Origin of the sequence: Mesorhizobium amorphae (assembly GCF_014843845.1) — a bacterium.
Lineage (GTDB): Bacteria > Pseudomonadota > Alphaproteobacteria > Rhizobiales > Rhizobiaceae > Mesorhizobium > Mesorhizobium amorphae_A.
Window position 1 is genome coordinate 176,662 of the sequence record NZ_JHQS01000060.1, and the last position, 16,105, is coordinate 192,766.

The 16,105-nt window shown below is 65.0% G+C and carries 16 protein-coding genes; 14 read left to right on the forward strand and 2 right to left on the reverse strand.

All coding sequences use genetic code 11. The features are described 5' to 3' along the window. Positions 1 to 69 precede the first annotated feature (69 nt). Both rpmA and DH08_RS25930 read left to right on the forward strand, forming a co-directional pair. Positions 70 to 339 carry a 50S ribosomal protein L27 gene (rpmA, locus tag DH08_RS25925; RefSeq protein WP_006206376.1) on the forward strand — a complete coding sequence of 90 codons (270 nt, stop codon included), beginning with the start codon at positions 70 to 72 and terminating at the stop codon, positions 337 to 339. Between the two features lie 120 nt (positions 340 to 459). Beyond that, positions 460 to 1,047 (forward strand): GNAT family N-acetyltransferase, encoded by a 588-nt coding sequence (locus DH08_RS25930; RefSeq protein WP_192181987.1) that lies wholly within the window; start codon positions 460 to 462, stop codon positions 1,045 to 1,047. 227 nt (positions 1,048 to 1,274) lie between these two features. On the opposite strand, the gene DH08_RS25935 is transcribed toward DH08_RS25930, so the two are convergent. Then, positions 1,275 to 2,138, reverse strand: a complete 864-nt coding sequence (locus tag DH08_RS25935) for an endonuclease/exonuclease/phosphatase family protein (RefSeq protein WP_192181988.1) — start codon at positions 2,136 to 2,138, stop codon at positions 1,275 to 1,277. A 202-nt stretch (positions 2,139 to 2,340) separates the two neighbouring features. On the opposite strand from DH08_RS25935, the gene obgE reads away from it, so the two are divergent. The 5 genes from obgE to DH08_RS25960 all read left to right on the forward strand — a co-directional run bounded on the left by obgE (position 2,341) and on the right by DH08_RS25960 (position 8,030). Beyond that, positions 2,341 to 3,369 carry a GTPase ObgE gene (obgE, locus tag DH08_RS25940; RefSeq protein WP_006206379.1) on the forward strand — a complete coding sequence of 343 codons (1,029 nt, stop codon included), beginning with the start codon at positions 2,341 to 2,343 and terminating at the stop codon, positions 3,367 to 3,369. Between the two features lie 2 nt (positions 3,370 to 3,371). Beyond that, entirely contained in the window at positions 3,372 to 4,547 is a 1,176-nt protein-coding gene (proB, locus tag DH08_RS25945) for a glutamate 5-kinase (RefSeq protein ID WP_192181989.1), read from the forward strand. A 2-nt stretch (positions 4,548 to 4,549) separates the two neighbouring features. Next, positions 4,550 to 5,836 (forward strand): glutamate-5-semialdehyde dehydrogenase, encoded by a 1,287-nt coding sequence (locus tag DH08_RS25950; protein ID WP_192181990.1) that lies wholly within the window; start codon positions 4,550 to 4,552, stop codon positions 5,834 to 5,836. A 204-nt stretch (positions 5,837 to 6,040) separates the two neighbouring features. Beyond that, a complete protein-coding gene (locus DH08_RS25955; RefSeq protein WP_192181991.1) occupies positions 6,041 to 6,673 on the forward strand; it encodes a nicotinate-nucleotide adenylyltransferase in 633 nt (210 codons plus the stop codon). A 67-nt stretch (positions 6,674 to 6,740) separates the two neighbouring features. After that, entirely contained in the window at positions 6,741 to 8,030 is a 1,290-nt protein-coding gene (locus DH08_RS25960) for an MFS transporter (protein ID WP_192181992.1), read from the forward strand. 10 nt (positions 8,031 to 8,040) lie between these two features. On the opposite strand, the gene DH08_RS25965 is transcribed toward DH08_RS25960, so the two are convergent. Beyond that, complete coding sequence (locus DH08_RS25965; RefSeq protein WP_192181993.1) at positions 8,041 to 8,898, reverse strand: mechanosensitive ion channel family protein; 858 nt, start codon at positions 8,896 to 8,898, stop codon at positions 8,041 to 8,043. A gap of 244 nt (positions 8,899 to 9,142) precedes the next feature. On the opposite strand from DH08_RS25965, the gene rsfS reads away from it, so the two are divergent. The 7 genes from rsfS to alr all read left to right on the forward strand — a co-directional run bounded on the left by rsfS (position 9,143) and on the right by alr (position 16,093). After that, complete coding sequence (gene rsfS, locus DH08_RS25970) at positions 9,143 to 9,520, forward strand: ribosome silencing factor (protein ID WP_006206388.1); 378 nt, start codon at positions 9,143 to 9,145, stop codon at positions 9,518 to 9,520. Positions 9,521 to 9,578: 58 nt separating this feature from the next. Continuing rightward, a complete protein-coding gene (gene rlmH, locus DH08_RS25975) occupies positions 9,579 to 10,061 on the forward strand; it encodes a 23S rRNA (pseudouridine(1915)-N(3))-methyltransferase RlmH (RefSeq protein WP_192181994.1) in 483 nt (160 codons plus the stop codon). Between the two features lie 137 nt (positions 10,062 to 10,198). Next, positions 10,199 to 11,560 carry a murein hydrolase activator EnvC family protein gene (locus DH08_RS25980; protein ID WP_192181995.1) on the forward strand — a complete coding sequence of 454 codons (1,362 nt, stop codon included), beginning with the start codon at positions 10,199 to 10,201 and terminating at the stop codon, positions 11,558 to 11,560. 1 nt (position 11,561) lies between these two features. Then, on the forward strand, positions 11,562 to 12,887 hold the full coding sequence (locus DH08_RS25985; protein WP_192181996.1) for a S41 family peptidase: 1,326 nt from the start codon (positions 11,562 to 11,564) through the stop codon (positions 12,885 to 12,887). A gap of 204 nt (positions 12,888 to 13,091) precedes the next feature. Next, positions 13,092 to 14,279: a divergent polysaccharide deacetylase family protein gene (locus DH08_RS25990; protein ID WP_192181997.1), complete on the forward strand. Its 1,188-nt coding sequence runs from the start codon at positions 13,092 to 13,094 to the stop codon at positions 14,277 to 14,279. A gap of 68 nt (positions 14,280 to 14,347) precedes the next feature. Beyond that, positions 14,348 to 14,869: an RNA pyrophosphohydrolase gene (locus tag DH08_RS25995; protein ID WP_192181998.1), complete on the forward strand. Its 522-nt coding sequence runs from the start codon at positions 14,348 to 14,350 to the stop codon at positions 14,867 to 14,869. Positions 14,870 to 14,944: 75 nt separating this feature from the next. After that, complete coding sequence (alr, locus tag DH08_RS26000) at positions 14,945 to 16,093, forward strand: alanine racemase (RefSeq protein ID WP_192181999.1); 1,149 nt, start codon at positions 14,945 to 14,947, stop codon at positions 16,091 to 16,093. Positions 16,094 to 16,105 lie beyond the last annotated feature (12 nt).

Below are 16,105 nucleotides of genomic sequence, written 5' to 3' on the forward strand. Positions count from 1 at the left end.
CTTGAAACGGAACGCGAACGCGTTCATAAGACCATTCAAGCGCCCTCAGGGCGCATCGGAGTTAGTTAGATGGCACACAAGAAAGCTGGCGGTTCGTCGCGCAATGGTCGCGACTCGCATTCCAAGCGTCTCGGCGTGAAGAAGTTCGGCGGCGAAGCCGTGATTCCGGGCAACATCATCATTCGTCAACGCGGCACCTCGTGGCATCCCGGCGTCAATGTCGGCATGGGCACGGACCACACCCTTTTTGCGCTGGAAGCTGGCGCAGTCACCTTCAACAAGAAAGCCAACGGCCGAACCTACGTATCGGTGAACCCGATTTCCAAAGCAGCGGAGTAGCCGGTTCCGCACCACAACACCGGCGCCCATCTCGGGAACCGGTGTCTGGCCAGGCCAGGAAAAGGATCAGGGGAGATGGGTTTCCATCTCCCCTTTTTCTTGCGCCTGGAGGACTTTGACATGGTTGCCGAAGCGGACGACACGGACGACGAAAGTTACGCGATAGATTGCCCGGTACTGGCCACCGAGCGGCTGGTCATGCGGCGCCCGCGCGAAAGCGATATCAGGCAATTGGTGGCGCTCGCCGACAACCGCCATATCGCCGAAATGCTGGCCCGCATGCCGCACCCCTACGGCGAGGCCGAGGCTCGCGCCTTCCTCGCCATGACGGCATCGCGCCGCGCCGGCATCGTCTATGCGCTGACGCTGGCGGGAACCGACACTTTCGTCGGCTGCGCCGGCCTCAACACCACCGATCGTGGGCTGGAGCTCGGCTACTGGATCGGCGAACCCTACTGGAAGCGCGGCTATGCGACCGAGGCCGCGCACGCTCTGGTCGACCTCGCCTTCCAGAGGACCTCGACCCAGGTGCTGCAAGCCTCGACGCGGGTCATCAACCCGGCCTCGCGCCGGGTCATCCACAAGTGCGGGTTCCAGTATGCCGGCCAGGGCATGCTGAACTCGATCGTCGCCGGCCAGGTGCCGGTCGAGCGCTACCGCCTCGACAGGAAGACGTGGACGAGCCTCAGGAACTGGGTGCACTTTTAGGTGTGTCGATATTCAGGTGAGGCCGGCCTGCGAATGGCGGTTTCCTGCGCTTCCGGTGCTCACGTACTTTAAGTACGCTCCGCTCCGGTTCTCGGAGACCACCATTCTGGTCGCTCGCGCCCGTCTTCGACTCCGGCGCGGCCTGACCTGAATCTCGACACACCTCGGCGCATGGCCCGAAACCAAGGGTTTGGAAAGCATAGGCAAAGTCAGTTGCGGACTTGGGGTCAAGCTGTCTCCAGCCAGACCGGCAGATGGTCCGAACCGACCGCCTGCCGGTCGACCCACAGGCGCTTCAGCGCTCCGGCGAGCGAGGCTGAGGTGAAGACATAGTCGATGCGTTTGTGGCGGCTGACATCGTCGGGCCGTTTGGGATCGACCCAGGTGACGAGATCGGCCGTGTCGAGGCGCTGGGCGGCGTCGACGGCGAGGTCGGCGGTGAGCGGCATGCCGAACTCATGATCCGGGCGGCCGACCAGTTCGACATATTCGGGCGATCCGGGCAGCATGTTGAAGTCGCCCATGACGATGAAGGCTTCAGGATAGGGCAGGTCGGGCAGACCGATCTCGGGAATGCCGGACAGGCCGCCGCCTTCCAGCGCATAGTTCAGCAGACGCTGGCGCAGGAAGCGGATCTGGCCCTGGCGTTCAACCGGGCTGCGATGGTCGAGATGGGTGGAATAGAATCGGATGAAGCCGAGCGGCGTTTCGATCAGCGCTTCCAGCGCGCCGCGCTGGAAGTTCATCGCTTCCAGGCTGCGGCTGCGCGGCAAAAGGAGGTTGCGCGACAGATGAATGGGCGTTTTCGACAGCACCATGTTGCCGAGCTGGAACGTCGTGGTGATGGCGCGGCCAGCTTCCAGGTGAGAGCCGACATTGACCTCGAAATTGCTGCCATAGGCGGCAAAGTAATCGGGCAGCGCGTCGCCGAGTTCGGCCACCATGTCGTGGTTGCCGTTCCTGGGGTTGTTGCGGGTAACCTCCTGCAGCGCGATCACGTCGGCGCCGCGCACGGCGTCGGCAATGCGGGCGACGTCGTAGCGGCCGTCGAGCCCGATGCCGTACTGGATGTTGTAGGTCACAAGCTTCATGCCAGCATTCCCCGGCCCGGCGTTCTGCCCCGAATACCGAAATCGACCTTCGCCGGGGCACGTGCAGGCTCACAGTGCTACCGCGTCCCGCGCCTCAGCAAAAGCCGGCGTCGGCGCAATCCTTCGCAAAACGGCCTCGCCCTTCGCCTCGCCTTGGTTTAGAGCAATCGCGCAAGCCCACTAGCAGAAACCCGAAAATCCGATGAAATTTCTCGATCAAGCCAAGGTTTACATCCGCTCCGGCGACGGCGGCGCCGGTTCGGTGTCGTTCCGGCGCGAAAAATTCATCGAGTTCGGCGGGCCGGATGGCGGCGATGGCGGCCGCGGCGGCGATGTCTGGCTGGAGGCGGTCGACGGGCTGAACACGCTGATCGACTATCGCTACCAGCAGCATTTCAAGGCCAAGACCGGCACCCATGGCATGGGCCGCAACATGACCGGCGCCAAGGGCGCCGACGTGACGCTGAAGGTTCCGGCCGGAACCCAGGTCTTCGAAGAGGACAACGAGACGCTGATCTGCGACCTCACCGTGGTCGGCCAGCGCTTCCTGCTGGCCAAGGGCGGCAATGGCGGCTTCGGCAACCAGCATTTCAAGACCTCGACCAACCAGGCGCCGCGCCGCGCCAATCCCGGCCTGCCGGGCGAGGAGATGAACATCTGGCTGCGGCTGAAGCTGATCGCCGACGCCGGCCTGGTCGGCCTGCCCAATGCCGGCAAGTCGACCTTCCTGGCGGCGGTGACGGCGGCCAAGCCGAAGATCGCCGATTATCCCTTCACCACGCTGCATCCCGGGCTCGGCGTTGCCCGCATCGACGGCCGCGAATTCGTCATCGCCGACATTCCCGGCCTGATCGAAGGCGCACATGAGGGCGTCGGCATCGGTGACCGCTTTTTGGGCCATGTCGAGCGCACGCGGGTGCTGCTGCATCTGGTCTCCGCGCAAGAGGAAAATCCGGGCAAGGCCTACAAGACGGTACGCGCTGAGCTTGATGCCTATGGCAACGGGCTGATCGAGAAGGTCGAGATCCTGGCGCTGTCCCAAGTTGACATTCTCGATGCCGACGAGCGCAAGAAGAAGGCGGCTTCGCTGAAACGCGCCGCCGGCCGCGCGCCGATGCTGCTTTCGGCCGTCACCGGCGAAGGCGTCGAGGCGGTGCAACGGGCGCTGATGGCCGTTGTTGCCGAGGCGCGCGACAAGGTCGTCGTTCCGGTTGGCACGCGCTGGCAATGACCATGCAGTCGCTGAGGAAATACCGGCGTATCACCGTCAAGATAGGCTCGGCGCTGCTCGTCGACAGGACGACGGGGCTGAAGCGCGACTGGCTGGATTCGCTGGCCGACGACATCGCCGTGCTGGCCAATGGCGGCGCGGAGGTGATGGTCGTGTCGTCCGGCGCCATCGCACTCGGCCGCACCATTTTAGGCCTGGGAAAAAGGGCGCTGAAGCTTGAGGAGAGCCAGGCCGCCGCCGCCGTTGGCCAGATCGCGCTGGCCGGCGCCTGGTCGGATGCGCTTGGCAAGGGCGGCCTGAAATCGGGCCAGATCCTTTTGACGCTCGGCGACACCGAGGAGCGCCGCCGCTACCTCAACGCACGGGCGACGATCTCGACACTGCTCAAGATGAAGGCGGTGCCGGTCATCAACGAGAACGACACGGTGGCGACCTCCGAGATCCGCTATGGCGACAACGACCGGCTGGCCGCGCGCGTGGCAACGATGATGGGCGCCGACCTTCTGGTGCTACTCTCCGACATTGACGGGCTCTATACCGCACCGCCGGCGCGCGACCCGCAAGCCAAATTCATTCCGGTGGTCGACCGCATCACGCCCGATATCGAGGCGATGGCCGGGGCTGCCGCGTCCGAACTGTCGCGTGGCGGCATGCGCACCAAGCTCGACGCCGGCAAGATTGCGACTGCCGCCGGCACCGCCATGATCATCACCTCTGGCACCAGGCTGTCGCCGCTGATGGCGATCGAACGCGGCGAGCGCGCCACCTTCTTCAAACCAAGCGCCAACCCGGTGAAGGGCTACAAGACCTGGATCGCCGGCCAGCTCGAACCGGCGGGCCGGCTCACCGTCGATGCCGGCGCCATCGGTGCGCTCATGTCGGGCAAGTCGCTGCTGCCGGCCGGCGTCAAATTGGTCAGCGGCAATTTCTCGCGCGGCGACACAGTGGCAATCCTGTCGCCAGAGGGCCGCGAGATCGCACGCGGGCTGGTTGCCTATGATGCCGCCGATGCCGTAAGGATCGCAGGCCTGAAGACGGCCGAGATCGAAACGGTGCTCGGCTATGAGGCGCGCTCGGCGATGATCCACCGTGACGACCTTGTGGTGAGCCATGCGGGTGACCAAGTACAGGCCGGCGACCAAGTATTGGCTGGCGGCCAAATATCCAGCGGAGGATGAGCATGCTGAAGCTGCATGAAAAATCCGGGGATGACACTGTTGCGCTGATGGCCGATATCGGCCGTCGCTCCCGCGCGGCCGCCCGACCGCTGGCCATTGCCACCACCGAGTCCAAGAATGCCGCGCTGGTTGCCATGGCCGACGCGATTCTGCGTCGCGAGCAGGAGATACTCGACGCCAACGCCCTCGATGTCTCGAATGGTCACGAGTCCGGGCTTTCCGTGTCCTTCATGGACCGGCTGAAGCTCGATCCGGCGCGCATCCGCGCGATGGCCGATGGTATTCGCGAGATCGCCGAACTTAAGGATCCCGTCGGCGACGTCATCGCCGCATGGGAGCGGCCGAATGGCCTGCAGATCGAGCGCGTGCGCACGCCGCTCGGCGTCGTCGGCGTCATCTATGAGAGCCGGCCGAATGTGACGGCGGATGCCGGGGCGCTCTGCCTCAAGGCCGGCAATCCGGTCATCCTGCGCGGCGGCTCGGATTCGCTCAATTCGTCCGCCGCCATCCATACCTGCCTGGTCGAGGGGCTGAAGGCGGCCGGCCTGCCGGAAGATGCCATCCAGCTGGTGCCGACCACCGATCGCGCCGCCGTCGGCGAGATGCTTAAGGGGCTTTCCGGCAATCTCGATGTGATCATTCCGCGCGGCGGAAAAAGCCTGGTCGGGCGCGTGCAGAGCGAGGCGCGTGTGCCGGTCTTCGCGCATCTCGAAGGCATCTGCCATCTCTATATCGACCGTTCCGCTGATCTCGACATGGCGGTCAGGATCGCGGTCAACGCCAAGATGCGTCGCACCGGCGTCTGCGGCGCCGCCGAGACGCTGCTGGTCGATCGTGCCGTCGCTTCAACCCATTTGGTTCCGATCCTCGATGCGCTGCGCGCGGCGGGCTGCGAGATCCACGCCGATCAAGAGGTGCTGAAGCTGTTCTTCGACGCCAGGCCGGCGACCGAAGCCGACTGGGTGACCGAATATCTCGATGCCATCCTTGCGGTAAAGCTGGTCGACGGCGTTGCCGGTGCGGTCGAGCATATCGAGACCTTTTCCTCGCATCACACCGAGGCGATCGTAGCCGAGGATGCGCAGGTGGTCGAAAAGTTCTTCAACGAGATCGATTCGGCGATCCTCTTGCACAACGCCTCGACCCAGTTCGCCGACGGCGGCGAGTTCGGCATGGGCGCGGAGATCGGCATCGCCACCGGCAAGATGCACGCGCGCGGCCCGGTCGGGGTCGAACAGCTGACCTCGTTCAAATACCGCGTGCGCGGGTCTGGCCAGGTGAGGCCGTGACGTTTTTCGCCCCAAGGGCTTGAAGGTTGCGCCCAGCCACCCCCCTCTGTCCTGCCGGACATCTCCCCCTCAAGGGGGGAGATCGACTGTCCTTTCCGGTTTCGACAACTACCAGCGTTGCAGAATTTCTCCCGTCGGTGAAACTGCCAATCTCCCCCCTTGAGGGGGAGATGTCCGGCAGGACAGAGGGGGGTGCCTAGCACCATGCTGTCCCCTTCTGACCCCGCCGTCCCCTCCCACTACCTCCACATGCCGCACGCCGGCAAAGGCCTTGCCGTCGGGCTGTTCGGCGGCTCGTTCAACCCGCCGCATGCAGGTCACGCGCTGGTCGCCGAGATCGCACTGAGACGGCTGGCGCTCGACCAGCTGTGGTGGATGGTGACGCCAGGCAATCCGCTGAAGAGCACGCGGGAACTGGCGCCGCTCAGCGAGCGCCTGCAGCAGTCCGAGCAGATCGCCAAGAACCCGAAGATCAAGGTCTCCGCCTTCGAGGCGGCACACCATGTCCGTTTCACCGCCGACACGCTGGCGCTGGTCAAGGCGCGCAATCCCGGCGTCGACTTCGTCTGGATCATGGGCGCCGATAGCTTGCGCGACTTCCACCGCTGGCAGCGTTGGCGCCAGATCGTCATGACCTTCCCGATCGCCGTCATCGACCGGCCAGGGGCCACGCTCTCCTTCCTGTCTTCGGTCGTCGCCAAGACCTTCGACTATGCCCGCGTCGACGAGGGCGACGCGCCACGCCTCGCCCGCATGAAGGCGCCAGCCTGGACCTTCATCCACGGCCCGCGCTCGTCGCTGTCGTCAAGCGCCATTCGCAAGGCTGCAAAAGACTGACCAGGCCGCCCGGCCATGTCGCATTTGCGGCTGCGTTTGTTCGTTTGGTAGGCGATCCTGACCGGGCATGGCGATTTCAAAGAAAAATCGATTCGAAACCGGTTCGGAAGATGGCAACCCGCCGGCGCCGCTGATCGCCATTGCCAGCGTCGTGCTGTCGATGGCGCTGATCGCGGTCGGCAACGGGTTGATGTTCGCCTATATCCCGGTCCGCCTTGGCGTCGAGGGGTTCGATCCAACCTGGGCCGGGTTGATCATCACCGGCCTTTCCGCAGGCGGCCTTGCCGGCTGCATCTTGACAGGGCCGCTGGTGCGCAGGGTTGGACACGCGCGCGCCTTCATGGTGCTGTCGGCGCTGATTGCGCTCTCCAATGCCGCCATTGGCGCCGGGACCTACCCGCTGCTGTGGATCGCGGCGCGGGCGCTCTACGGCTTTGCCATATGCGGGCTGTTCATCGTCGCCCAGAGCTGGCTCAACGATGCGGTCGCCAACAGCATTCGAGGTCGGGTGATGGCGGTGTTCTACGTCGCCTATGTCGCCGGGCTCGGCGTCGGCTATGCCACGCTGGCGGCGATCGATATCCAGACCGCGGCCGCGCCGCTGATCGGCATCGCGTTTACCGCTCTGTCGATCCTGCCGGTCGGGATGACGCGGCTTGCCCAGCCGCCAGCGCCACAGGCAGCGTCGGTGGCACTCGGCCGCGCCTGGCGGATCTCGCCGGTCGGCGTCGCCGGCATGCTGGCCGTCGGCGGCCTTTCGATGGCGATCTCGGGCTTCGCGCCGATCCATGCCACCGCCAAGGGGTACAGCCAGGCCGATGTGGCCTTGCTCCTGGCGGCGATGCCGCTCGGCACGCTGATCCTGCAAATACCGCTCGGCTGGATCTCCGACCGCACCGACCGGCGCTATGTGCTGATCGCCGCCTCCGCACTGGCGGTGGCGGCGGGCATGCTTGCCATCGGCTTCGATGGCGGCGCGCTTGCGGCGCTGGTGGTGATCTACATCGTGTGGGACGGCGCCTCGGAATCGATCTATTCGCTGGCCAGCGCGCATGCCGCCGACCGCGCCAGCAAGAATGACATGGTGGCGCTGTCGAGCTCGCTTTTGTTTGCCTGGTCGCTGTCGGGCTTCGTCGTGCCGGGCATCGTGACCGGGCTTTCCGCCCTCTATGGCACACAGGCCTTCATCTACGTGGCGATCGTCATCGCCTCGGCCTTCTGCCTGTTCGTGCTGTGGCGGGTGCTGACAACGCAGCCGGTGCCGACGGCCGAGACCGGCAGCTTCGCGCCGATGAGCGCGCAGGCACCGTTGCCGGTGGAGCTTGCCTTCGCGCCGGATCAGCAGCGCGACAGCTGAAGGTGCCTCGCTATTGCCGGGTGCTGGAGGGTTCCGGCCGCTGCGCGTCCGGCGGCGGCGCGGGAATCGAAAGCCCTTCGGCATCGAAGGCCTGCTTGATGCGCTTGGTGAGATCGATCTGGGTGGCGAAGAAATCCGCCGCCGAGGTCCAGTAGCGCAAGGAGACGGCGACGCCGGTGTCGCCGACGGTCGAGACGAAGGCGATCGGCGCCGATTCCCGCCTGACGCGCCGTTCGGCGGCCGCGACACTGAGCATCGTTTTTTGCGCGAAATCGATGTCGTTCCACGAGCCGATGGTGAGCGTGATGTCGCCGCGGCGGACGCCGTTGCGGGTAAAATTGCGGACGGGCTGGTTCCACAGGGTCGAGTTGGGCGCCAGCACGTAGACGCCGTCGACCGTCCGTAGCCTGGTGGCGAACAGGCCGACCTCCTCGACGGTTCCTGAAATGGCACCGACCTCGACATATTCACCGATGCGGAACGGCCTGAGCGCCAGCAGCATGATGCCGGCCGCGATGTTCTGCAGCGTGCCCTGCAGCGCCAGGCCAATGGCGAGACCGATGGCGCCGACGGCGGCGATGATCGAGGCGGTCTGCACGCCGAACTGGCCGAGCACCATGATGACTACGAGGATCAGGATGGCGTAGCGGACGATCTTTGAGAAGAAATGGCGCAGCGTCGCGTCGAAGCCATGGATGTGTTTCAGACCGCCGGAGATCGAGCGCTCGGCGAGGCCGGCCACGATATAGCCGACAACGAGCAGGATGACGGCGCCGATGGCGGAGAATGAGTAGGAGACGATCAGGGTGCTGAGTTGGGCAAGGCCCGCCTGCACGGTGAGGAGCGTGTTCTGAGGATCGATAGGCATTCTGGGAAATCCGATTTTGGGGGGAAAGCCGATAAACCCGCCAATGAGCCCAAAGTTCCGATATTTGCAGGCATTTGGAACCAAACGCAGAGCATCGCGTTGGCGGCGGCCGCGACCCACGTCTTGAAACTGCAACGGAACTCTGCCTATCTAAGTGGTGTCACCTGATTTGGCGGGTGATTTGGTTGTTCTTGCTGCGAAAGGAAATACACTGAGAACAGCACTGCGGAAGAAGGCCGACATCGTGCCTTCGCCGGCCGGGATCAGCGTAAACGACGCCGTGTCCCGCGCCATCAAGACAGTCCTTGCCAGTCTGGAAGACTCCAAGGCCGAAAACATCGTCTCAATCGACATTCAGGGGAAATCGAGCCTCGGCGACTATATGGTTGTCGCATCGGGCCGGTCGCACCGTCATGTCTCGGCTGTCGCCGATCACCTCCTCAAGGCGCTCAAGGATGCCGGCCTCGGCATGGCGCGCGTCGAGGGGTTGGCCGGTGCCGACTGGGTCCTGATCGATTCGGGCGACATCATCGTCCATGTCTTCCGCCCCGAAGTCCGCGAATTCTACAATCTCGAAAAGATGTGGCAGGCGCCGGACCTCGAGGAAGAGACGCTCCACTGAGTCGCATCTGTTTTGATGCATGCCGCTCAGCATGCATCGACGGCTCTTCGAGGCAGGGATGAAGATTACGGTTCATGCCGTGGGCCGGATGAAAGCCGGCCCCGAGAAGCTGCTCGCCGACCGTTATTTCGAGCGCTTCGCCAAGAGCGGCCCTCCGGTGGGGCTCGAATTCTCAGGCGTTGTCGAGATTGCCGAAGGCCGCGCCCAGACCGCCAATGAGCGGCGGCGCGAAGAAGGCCAGAAGCTGCAGACGCAGCTGCAGCAAGGCACCGCGCTGATCCTGCTCGACGAACGCGGCAAAAGCTTTTCCTCCGAGGATTTCGCCGGCCGGATCGGCCTGCTGCGCGACGGCGGCCGCAAGGCGCTGGTCATCGCCATCGGCGGCGCCGACGGCCACGACCAGTCGCTGCGCGACCAGGCCGATCTGGTGGTGTCGTTCGGCGCGCTGACCTGGCCGCATCTGCTGGTGAGGGTGATGCTGGGCGAACAGCTCTACAGGATCGCCACCATCCTTTCGGGACATCCCTATCATCGCTCCTAGACCAGGCCGAATCCTGTGCATCGGTGCCCGCCGCCCGGATTTCCGCCCCAATGCGGCGGCATATTGTGCGCCATTGGCAAACCTATCGAACATGGTTGATTGTTCGTTAACGAAGCCACGCATAGAGTCGGGCTTCAATGTCTGAAATTGGACGAACCAGGGCGAGCATTCTGCGCGGCTGCGGCATTGCGGCGGCGGCGTTCGTGCTGTCGCTCGGTGCCGCCAGGGCCGAAAACACGCTCGACCTGGCGCCCGATCCGGACAAGAGCCGCGCCGAATACGAGCAGGTCTCCAAGGAGATCACGCTGTCTTCCGAGCGGCTGGCCAAGCTTGCGGCCGACATCGCGGCGGTCAAGAAGGATCATGCCTCGATCACCGCGGCGCTGATCCAGTCGGCGATGACCGAGCAGAAGCTAGGCCAGGACATCGAGGACATCGGCGCCAAGCTGGAGGGGCTGAAGGGCGAGGAGCAGAAGATCCGCGCCTCGCTGAACGCAAGGCGCGACGTGCTGGCCGAGGTATTGGGCGCGCTACAGCGCATGGGGCTCAATCCGCCGCCGGCAATCCTGGTCAAGCCGGAAGATGCGCTGTCGTCGGTGCGCAGCGCCATCCTGCTCGGCGCCGTGGTGCCGGAACTGCGCCAGCAGACCGATATATTGCTGGCCGACCTCAAGGAACAGACGCGGGTGACGGCCTCGATCGAGGCCGAGCGCGCCAGGCTGACGGAAGCGGTCGGCGAGCAGACGGCGGAAAAGAAGCGGCTCACCATGCTGCTTGAAGCCAAACAGAGGCTCGAAGCCGACACGCAAACGGCGCTGGCGGCGGAAAAGCAGCGCTCCGAGGCACTGGCGGCCAAGGCCGGCAGCCTGAAGGAGCTGATCGCCTCGCTCGAGGCCGACAAGGCGCGCAAGGCGGCGGACCAGGCCAAGGCCGGCGAGCAGAAATCGGCCGACGGCGACACGGCTCCGGCGCAAGAGGTTCCCGGACAAGCAGGGGCTCCGGCGCAGACGGAACTGGCTGCACTGCCGGTCCCCGAAGGCAACCGGCTGACCGCTTCAGCGCCGTTTTCGGCGCTTCAGGGACAGATCGCGCTGCCGGTCATCGGCAAGATAAAACAGCGTTTCGGCACCGATGACGGTAACGGCGCGGTGATGCTTGGTGACATGGTTGCGACACAATCGGGCGCCATCGTCACCGCGCCGGCGGATGGAAATGTGCTTTATGCGGGACCTTTTCGCTCCTATGGTCAACTCTTGATCCTGAACGCAGGCGACGGCTATCATGTCGTCCTGGCGGGGATGAGCAGAATCAGCGTCGCGACTGGCCAGCCGGTGCTCGCAGGAGAGCCGGTCGGCGCGATGGGAGAGGCCCGGGTGGCGAGCACCTCGGCCTCGAAGAATGGAAATGCCACGCCGGAGCTCTACGTCGAGTTCCGCAAGGATGGAAAACCCGTCGATCCGGCCCCATGGTGGGTGGACCGATTTTCTGGAAGGACGTGAGATGATGCGGAAACTGTCGCTTCTGTTTGCCGGTGCGCTGATGGGCGCATCTGCGATGAGCCTGGTCTACGGCGCACCCGGCTCGACGGCGAACGCTGCGGGCTCCGAGACCTACAAGCAGCTGGCGATCTTCGGCGACATCTTCGAGCGCGTCCGGGCGCAGTATGTGACGCCGCCGGACGACAAGTCGCTGGTCGAAAACGCCATCAACGGCATGCTGACCTCGCTTGATCCGCACTCCTCCTACATGAATGCCGAGCAGGCGCAGGACATGCGCGTGCAGACCAAGGGCGAATTCGGCGGCCTCGGCATCGAAGTCACCATGGAAAACGACCTGGTCAAGGTGATCACGCCGATTGACGACACGCCGGCCGCCAAGGCAGGCGTGCTTGCCGGCGACTACATCGCCAAGATCGATGGCGACGAGGTGCGCGGCCTGACCCTCAACGACGCCGTCGAGAAGATGCGCGGGCCGGTCAACACGCCGATCAAGCTTACCATCCTTCGCCAGGGCGCCGACAAGCCGATCGAGCTGACCGTCGTGCGCGACATCATCAAGGTCAAGGCGGTCAAGTTCCGGGTCGAGAACGACATCGGCTACATGAAGATCACCTCGTTCACCGAAAAGACCTATGACGACCTCGAGAACGCCATCGACAGCATCAAGAAGCAGGTGCCAAACGACAAGCTCAAGGGCTTTGTGCTCGATCTGCGCCTCAATCCGGGCGGCCTGCTCGATCAGGCCGTGAGCGTGTCCGACGCTTTCCTCGACCGCGGCGAGATCGTCTCGACGCGCGGCCGCGATCCGAAGGACGTCACCCGCTTCGACGCCCGTCCGGGCGACGACATCAAGGGCAAGCCGCTGATCGTGCTGGTCAATGGCGGCTCGGCGAGCGCTTCGGAAATCGTCGCCGGCGCGCTGCAGGACCTGCGCCGCGCCACGGTGGTCGGAACCCAGTCCTTCGGCAAGGGCTCGGTCCAGACCATCATCCCGCTCGGCGAGAATGGCGCGCTGCGCCTGACGACGGCGCTCTATTACACGCCTTCCGGCAAGTCGATCCAGGGCAAGGGCATCACGCCCGACATCAAGGTCGAGCAGCCGCTGCCGCCGGATCTGCAGGGCAGGGACCTCACGCGCGGCGAATCGGACCTCAAGGGCCATATCAAGGGCGCTGACGAGGGTTCGACCGGCTCCGGCTCGGCCGCCTATGTGCCGCCGGATCCGAAGGACGATCTGCAGCTGATCTATGCCGAAGAGTTGCTGCGCGGCCAGAAGACCGATCCGGCATTCCCGCCGAATCCGGACAAGGCCGTGCTCAACCAGTAAGGACCGAGTGGTCAGGGCAAGGCTCTGGCCGCCCGATCGAAGCAATGCGATGCTGCCGGGGCCGCGAGGTTCCGGCAGTTTGATTCGGGGGAACGCGGTTGGAGCGCCACGCGTCTGGGTTAACGCGCCGGCGATTGCGAATTTTGCGCAGCATGTCTCGTAAAAAGTGACTTCACTTAAGGGTCGTGCTTCCGGGGACACAAGTTGGCTGACATCAGCAAGGACATAGAACGCCCGCTCGGACAGACGATCCGGCCGCCGCGTGCCGCGTCGCGCGGGCTCAACGCCGGCATGGTCGGGGCCACGCTCGCCGTGCTGGCCGTGGTCGGTATCTCCGGCGCGATCGCGCTGCGCGAAAAGCCGTTCCGCAAGCCGGAAGAGGTTGCCGTTTCGACGCCGAAGGTGACGGCCGCGCCCGCCGTAGCGCCGGTTGCCGAGGCGGCGGCGCCCAAGACGGAAACGCCGCCCAAGGAAGCCCCGCCCAAGACCGGCGGGCCGCAGATCATCCATGTGCAGACCGAAGAAGGCGACGGTCCGCCGAAGGCGGCGATCGTCATTCGCGACCCCTCGGCGGTCGGCCAGAACCTGAAGATCGCGCATATTCCGGACAAGGCGCTGATCGAGACCAGCGAAACCGGGCCGCTGCCGATGCGTGCCGCCGACGGCAGGCGTCCGTTCGACGTCTATGCGCGGCCGTGGTCGGGATCGCGCGGCGCGCGCGTGGCGATCGTCATCGGCGGGCTCGCCGTGTCGCAGACCGGTACCCAGGCGGCCATCGCCAAGCTGCCGGCCGAGGTGACGCTGGCCTTTGCCCCGCAAGGCAACAGCATCGGCCGGTGGATGCAGGCGGCGCGGCAGAGCGGGCACGAGATCGTCATGCAGGTACCGCTCGAGCCGTTCGACTATCCAAACGTCAATCCCGGCCGCAACACGCTGACGGTGGCGGCGAGCCCGGACGAGAATTTGAAGAGCCTGCACTGGGCGCTGTCGCGGACCACCAACTATACCGGCGTGATGAACTATATGGGCGCCCGCTTCTCGGCCGATTCCACGGCGATGGGGCCGTTCATGGCCGAGCTAGGCAAGCGCGGCCTTGCCTATGTCGACGATGGTTCGTCGGCGCGCAGCCTGGCACCCGATCTGGCGCTCAAGGACGGCGTGCCTTTCGTCGCCGGCGACACGTCGATCGATGCGGTGCAGGACCGCGGCGCCATCCTTAAGAAGCTGGACGAACTCGAGGCCACGGCGCGGGCAAAGGGTTCCGCCGTCGGCATCGGCTCGGCGTTCGATCTGACGGTCGACACCGTGTCGTCCTGGGTGACGGAAGCCAAGAAGCGTGGCATCGAGATCGTGCCGATTTCGGCGGTGGCCATCGATCCGCAAAAAGGCTAGCAGCCGTTCTCGATAATTCTCTCCCGAGCGAATTCTCAAAAGCGGCGGAAAGCTGGAAAGACTGACTGATGGCGAAGACAAAACCGGTCGATCCCGAGACGCTGCCTTACCGCCCCTGTGTCGGATTGATGATCCTCAATGGCGAGGGGCTGGTCTGGATCGGTCACCGCATCGCCGAGCCGGACAGCGAATTCGCCGGCACCACGCAGCTCTGGCAGATGCCGCAGGGCGGCATCGACAAGGGCGAGGATCCGCTCGAGGCGGCCGAGCGGGAACTCTACGAGGAGACCGGCATGCGCAGCGTCTCGCTGCTGGCCGAGGCGCCGCACTGGATCAATTACGACCTGCCGGCGCATCTGGTCGGCATCGCCTTCAAAGGCCGCTATCGCGGCCAGACGCAGAAATGGTTCGCCTATCGTTTTCACGGCAACGAGAGCGAGATCCAGATCAACCCGCCACCGGGCGGCCACACGGCCGAGTTCGACCAATGGGCATGGCGCCCGATGCGCGACTTGCCCGACCTGATCGTGCCGTTCAAGCGCAAGGTCTATGAAGACGTGGTGGCGGCGTTCCGGCATTTGGTGGCGTAACCAGCGCGATCGCGCATGGTCGCTGCGTCGGTTTCGTGGTCTTATGGATGCTGAGCTGCTTCGCACAGGGTCGGTATGAACGACGCCTCCAAAAACGTTCCCGAAAGCATTGCCACGCAAGGTGAGCCGGTCAGTGAAGCGGTAGCCGGCGCCATCCTGGCCATCGATCTCGGCGCCATCCGTGAAAACTACCGGCGGCTGAAGGCGCAATTGGGCGGCGTGCCGTGCGCCGGTGTCGTCAAGGCCGATGGCTATGGCCTGGGCGCAGCCCCCGTGGCAAGGGCGCTGTCGGCCGAGGGCTGCACCACTTTCTTCGTCGCGCTGCTGGCCGAAGGCCTGGCGCTACGCAAGGCGCTCGGCCCCGGACCGGCGATCCACGTCCTCAACGGCCTGCCGCCTGGCTCGGAACCGGAAGCGGTTGCGGCGGAGCTGGTTCCCGTCATCAACAGCGCCGGCCGGCTGAAGGCCTGGGGTGAAGCCGGCCAGCAGGCCGGCCGCAAGCTGCCGGCCGCGATCCAGGTCGACAGCGGCATGTCACGGCTCGGCATGCCGCCGGCGGAGGTGCAGGCAATCGCAGCCGATCCGCGCGCTTTCGACGGTGTCGAAATCGTCCTGGTGATGAGCCATCTCGCCTGCGCCGACGAGCCACAGCATCCGGCCAATGAGCGGCAGTGGCTGACCTTCGAACGATTGCGCAAGATGCTGCCCGAGGCCCCTGCCTCGCTCGCCAATTCGTCCGGCATCTTCCTGGGGACGGCCTTTCATTTCGACCTCGTCCGCCCGGGGGCGGCGCTCTATGGCATCAATCCGACGCCGAGCGAACCGAATCCGATGCTGCCGGTGGTGCGGCTGCAGGCGAAAATCGTCCAGACGCGCAGCCTCGAAAAGGGCGCCGGCGTCGGCTATGGCCATACCTTTCGTGCAACCGGCCCGTTGGAAGCGGCGACGATCTCGCTCGGCTATGCCGACGGCTGGCATCGCCGCGCCGCCTCGGCCGCCTGGCTCGGTGCGGTCCGCCTGCCCTTTCTCGGACGCGTATCGATGGATTCGATCATCCTCGACATTTCCGCGCTCCCCGTGGGCACGCTCGGCGAGGGCGACCTTGTCGAACTGCTCGGCCCGTCGCAGAGCGTCGACGAGGCGGCCGGCCATGCCGGCACGATCGGCTATGAAATCCTGACCAGCCTCGGAGCCCGCTTTCATCGGCGCTACGTGCACGGATAGCCACGCGGTACT

Coding starts and splice junctions, on each gene's coding strand:
- rlmH (WP_192181994.1), top strand. CDS start 9,579: ATGAAGATTACGGTTCATGCCGTGGGCCGGATGAAAGCCGGCCCCGAG.
- obgE (WP_006206379.1), top strand. CDS start 2,341: ATGAAATTTCTCGATCAAGCCAAGGTTTACATCCGCTCCGGCGACGGC.
- DH08_RS25985 (WP_192181996.1), top strand. CDS start 11,562: ATGATGCGGAAACTGTCGCTTCTGTTTGCCGGTGCGCTGATGGGCGCA.
- DH08_RS25980 (WP_192181995.1), top strand. CDS start 10,199: ATGTCTGAAATTGGACGAACCAGGGCGAGCATTCTGCGCGGCTGCGGC.
- DH08_RS25995 (WP_192181998.1), top strand. CDS start 14,348: ATGGCGAAGACAAAACCGGTCGATCCCGAGACGCTGCCTTACCGCCCC.
- proB (WP_192181989.1), top strand. CDS start 3,372: ATGCAGTCGCTGAGGAAATACCGGCGTATCACCGTCAAGATAGGCTCG.
- DH08_RS25950 (WP_192181990.1), top strand. CDS start 4,550: ATGCTGAAGCTGCATGAAAAATCCGGGGATGACACTGTTGCGCTGATG.
- DH08_RS25965 (WP_192181993.1), bottom strand. CDS start 8,898: ATGCCTATCGATCCTCAGAACACGCTCCTCACCGTGCAGGCGGGCCTT.
- DH08_RS25955 (WP_192181991.1), top strand. CDS start 6,041: ATGCTGTCCCCTTCTGACCCCGCCGTCCCCTCCCACTACCTCCACATG.
- alr (WP_192181999.1), top strand. CDS start 14,945: ATGAACGACGCCTCCAAAAACGTTCCCGAAAGCATTGCCACGCAAGGT.
- DH08_RS25935 (WP_192181988.1), bottom strand. CDS start 2,138: ATGAAGCTTGTGACCTACAACATCCAGTACGGCATCGGGCTCGACGGC.
- rpmA (WP_006206376.1), top strand. CDS start 70: ATGGCACACAAGAAAGCTGGCGGTTCGTCGCGCAATGGTCGCGACTCG.
- DH08_RS25930 (WP_192181987.1), top strand. CDS start 460: ATGGTTGCCGAAGCGGACGACACGGACGACGAAAGTTACGCGATAGAT.
- DH08_RS25960 (WP_192181992.1), top strand. CDS start 6,741: ATGGCGATTTCAAAGAAAAATCGATTCGAAACCGGTTCGGAAGATGGC.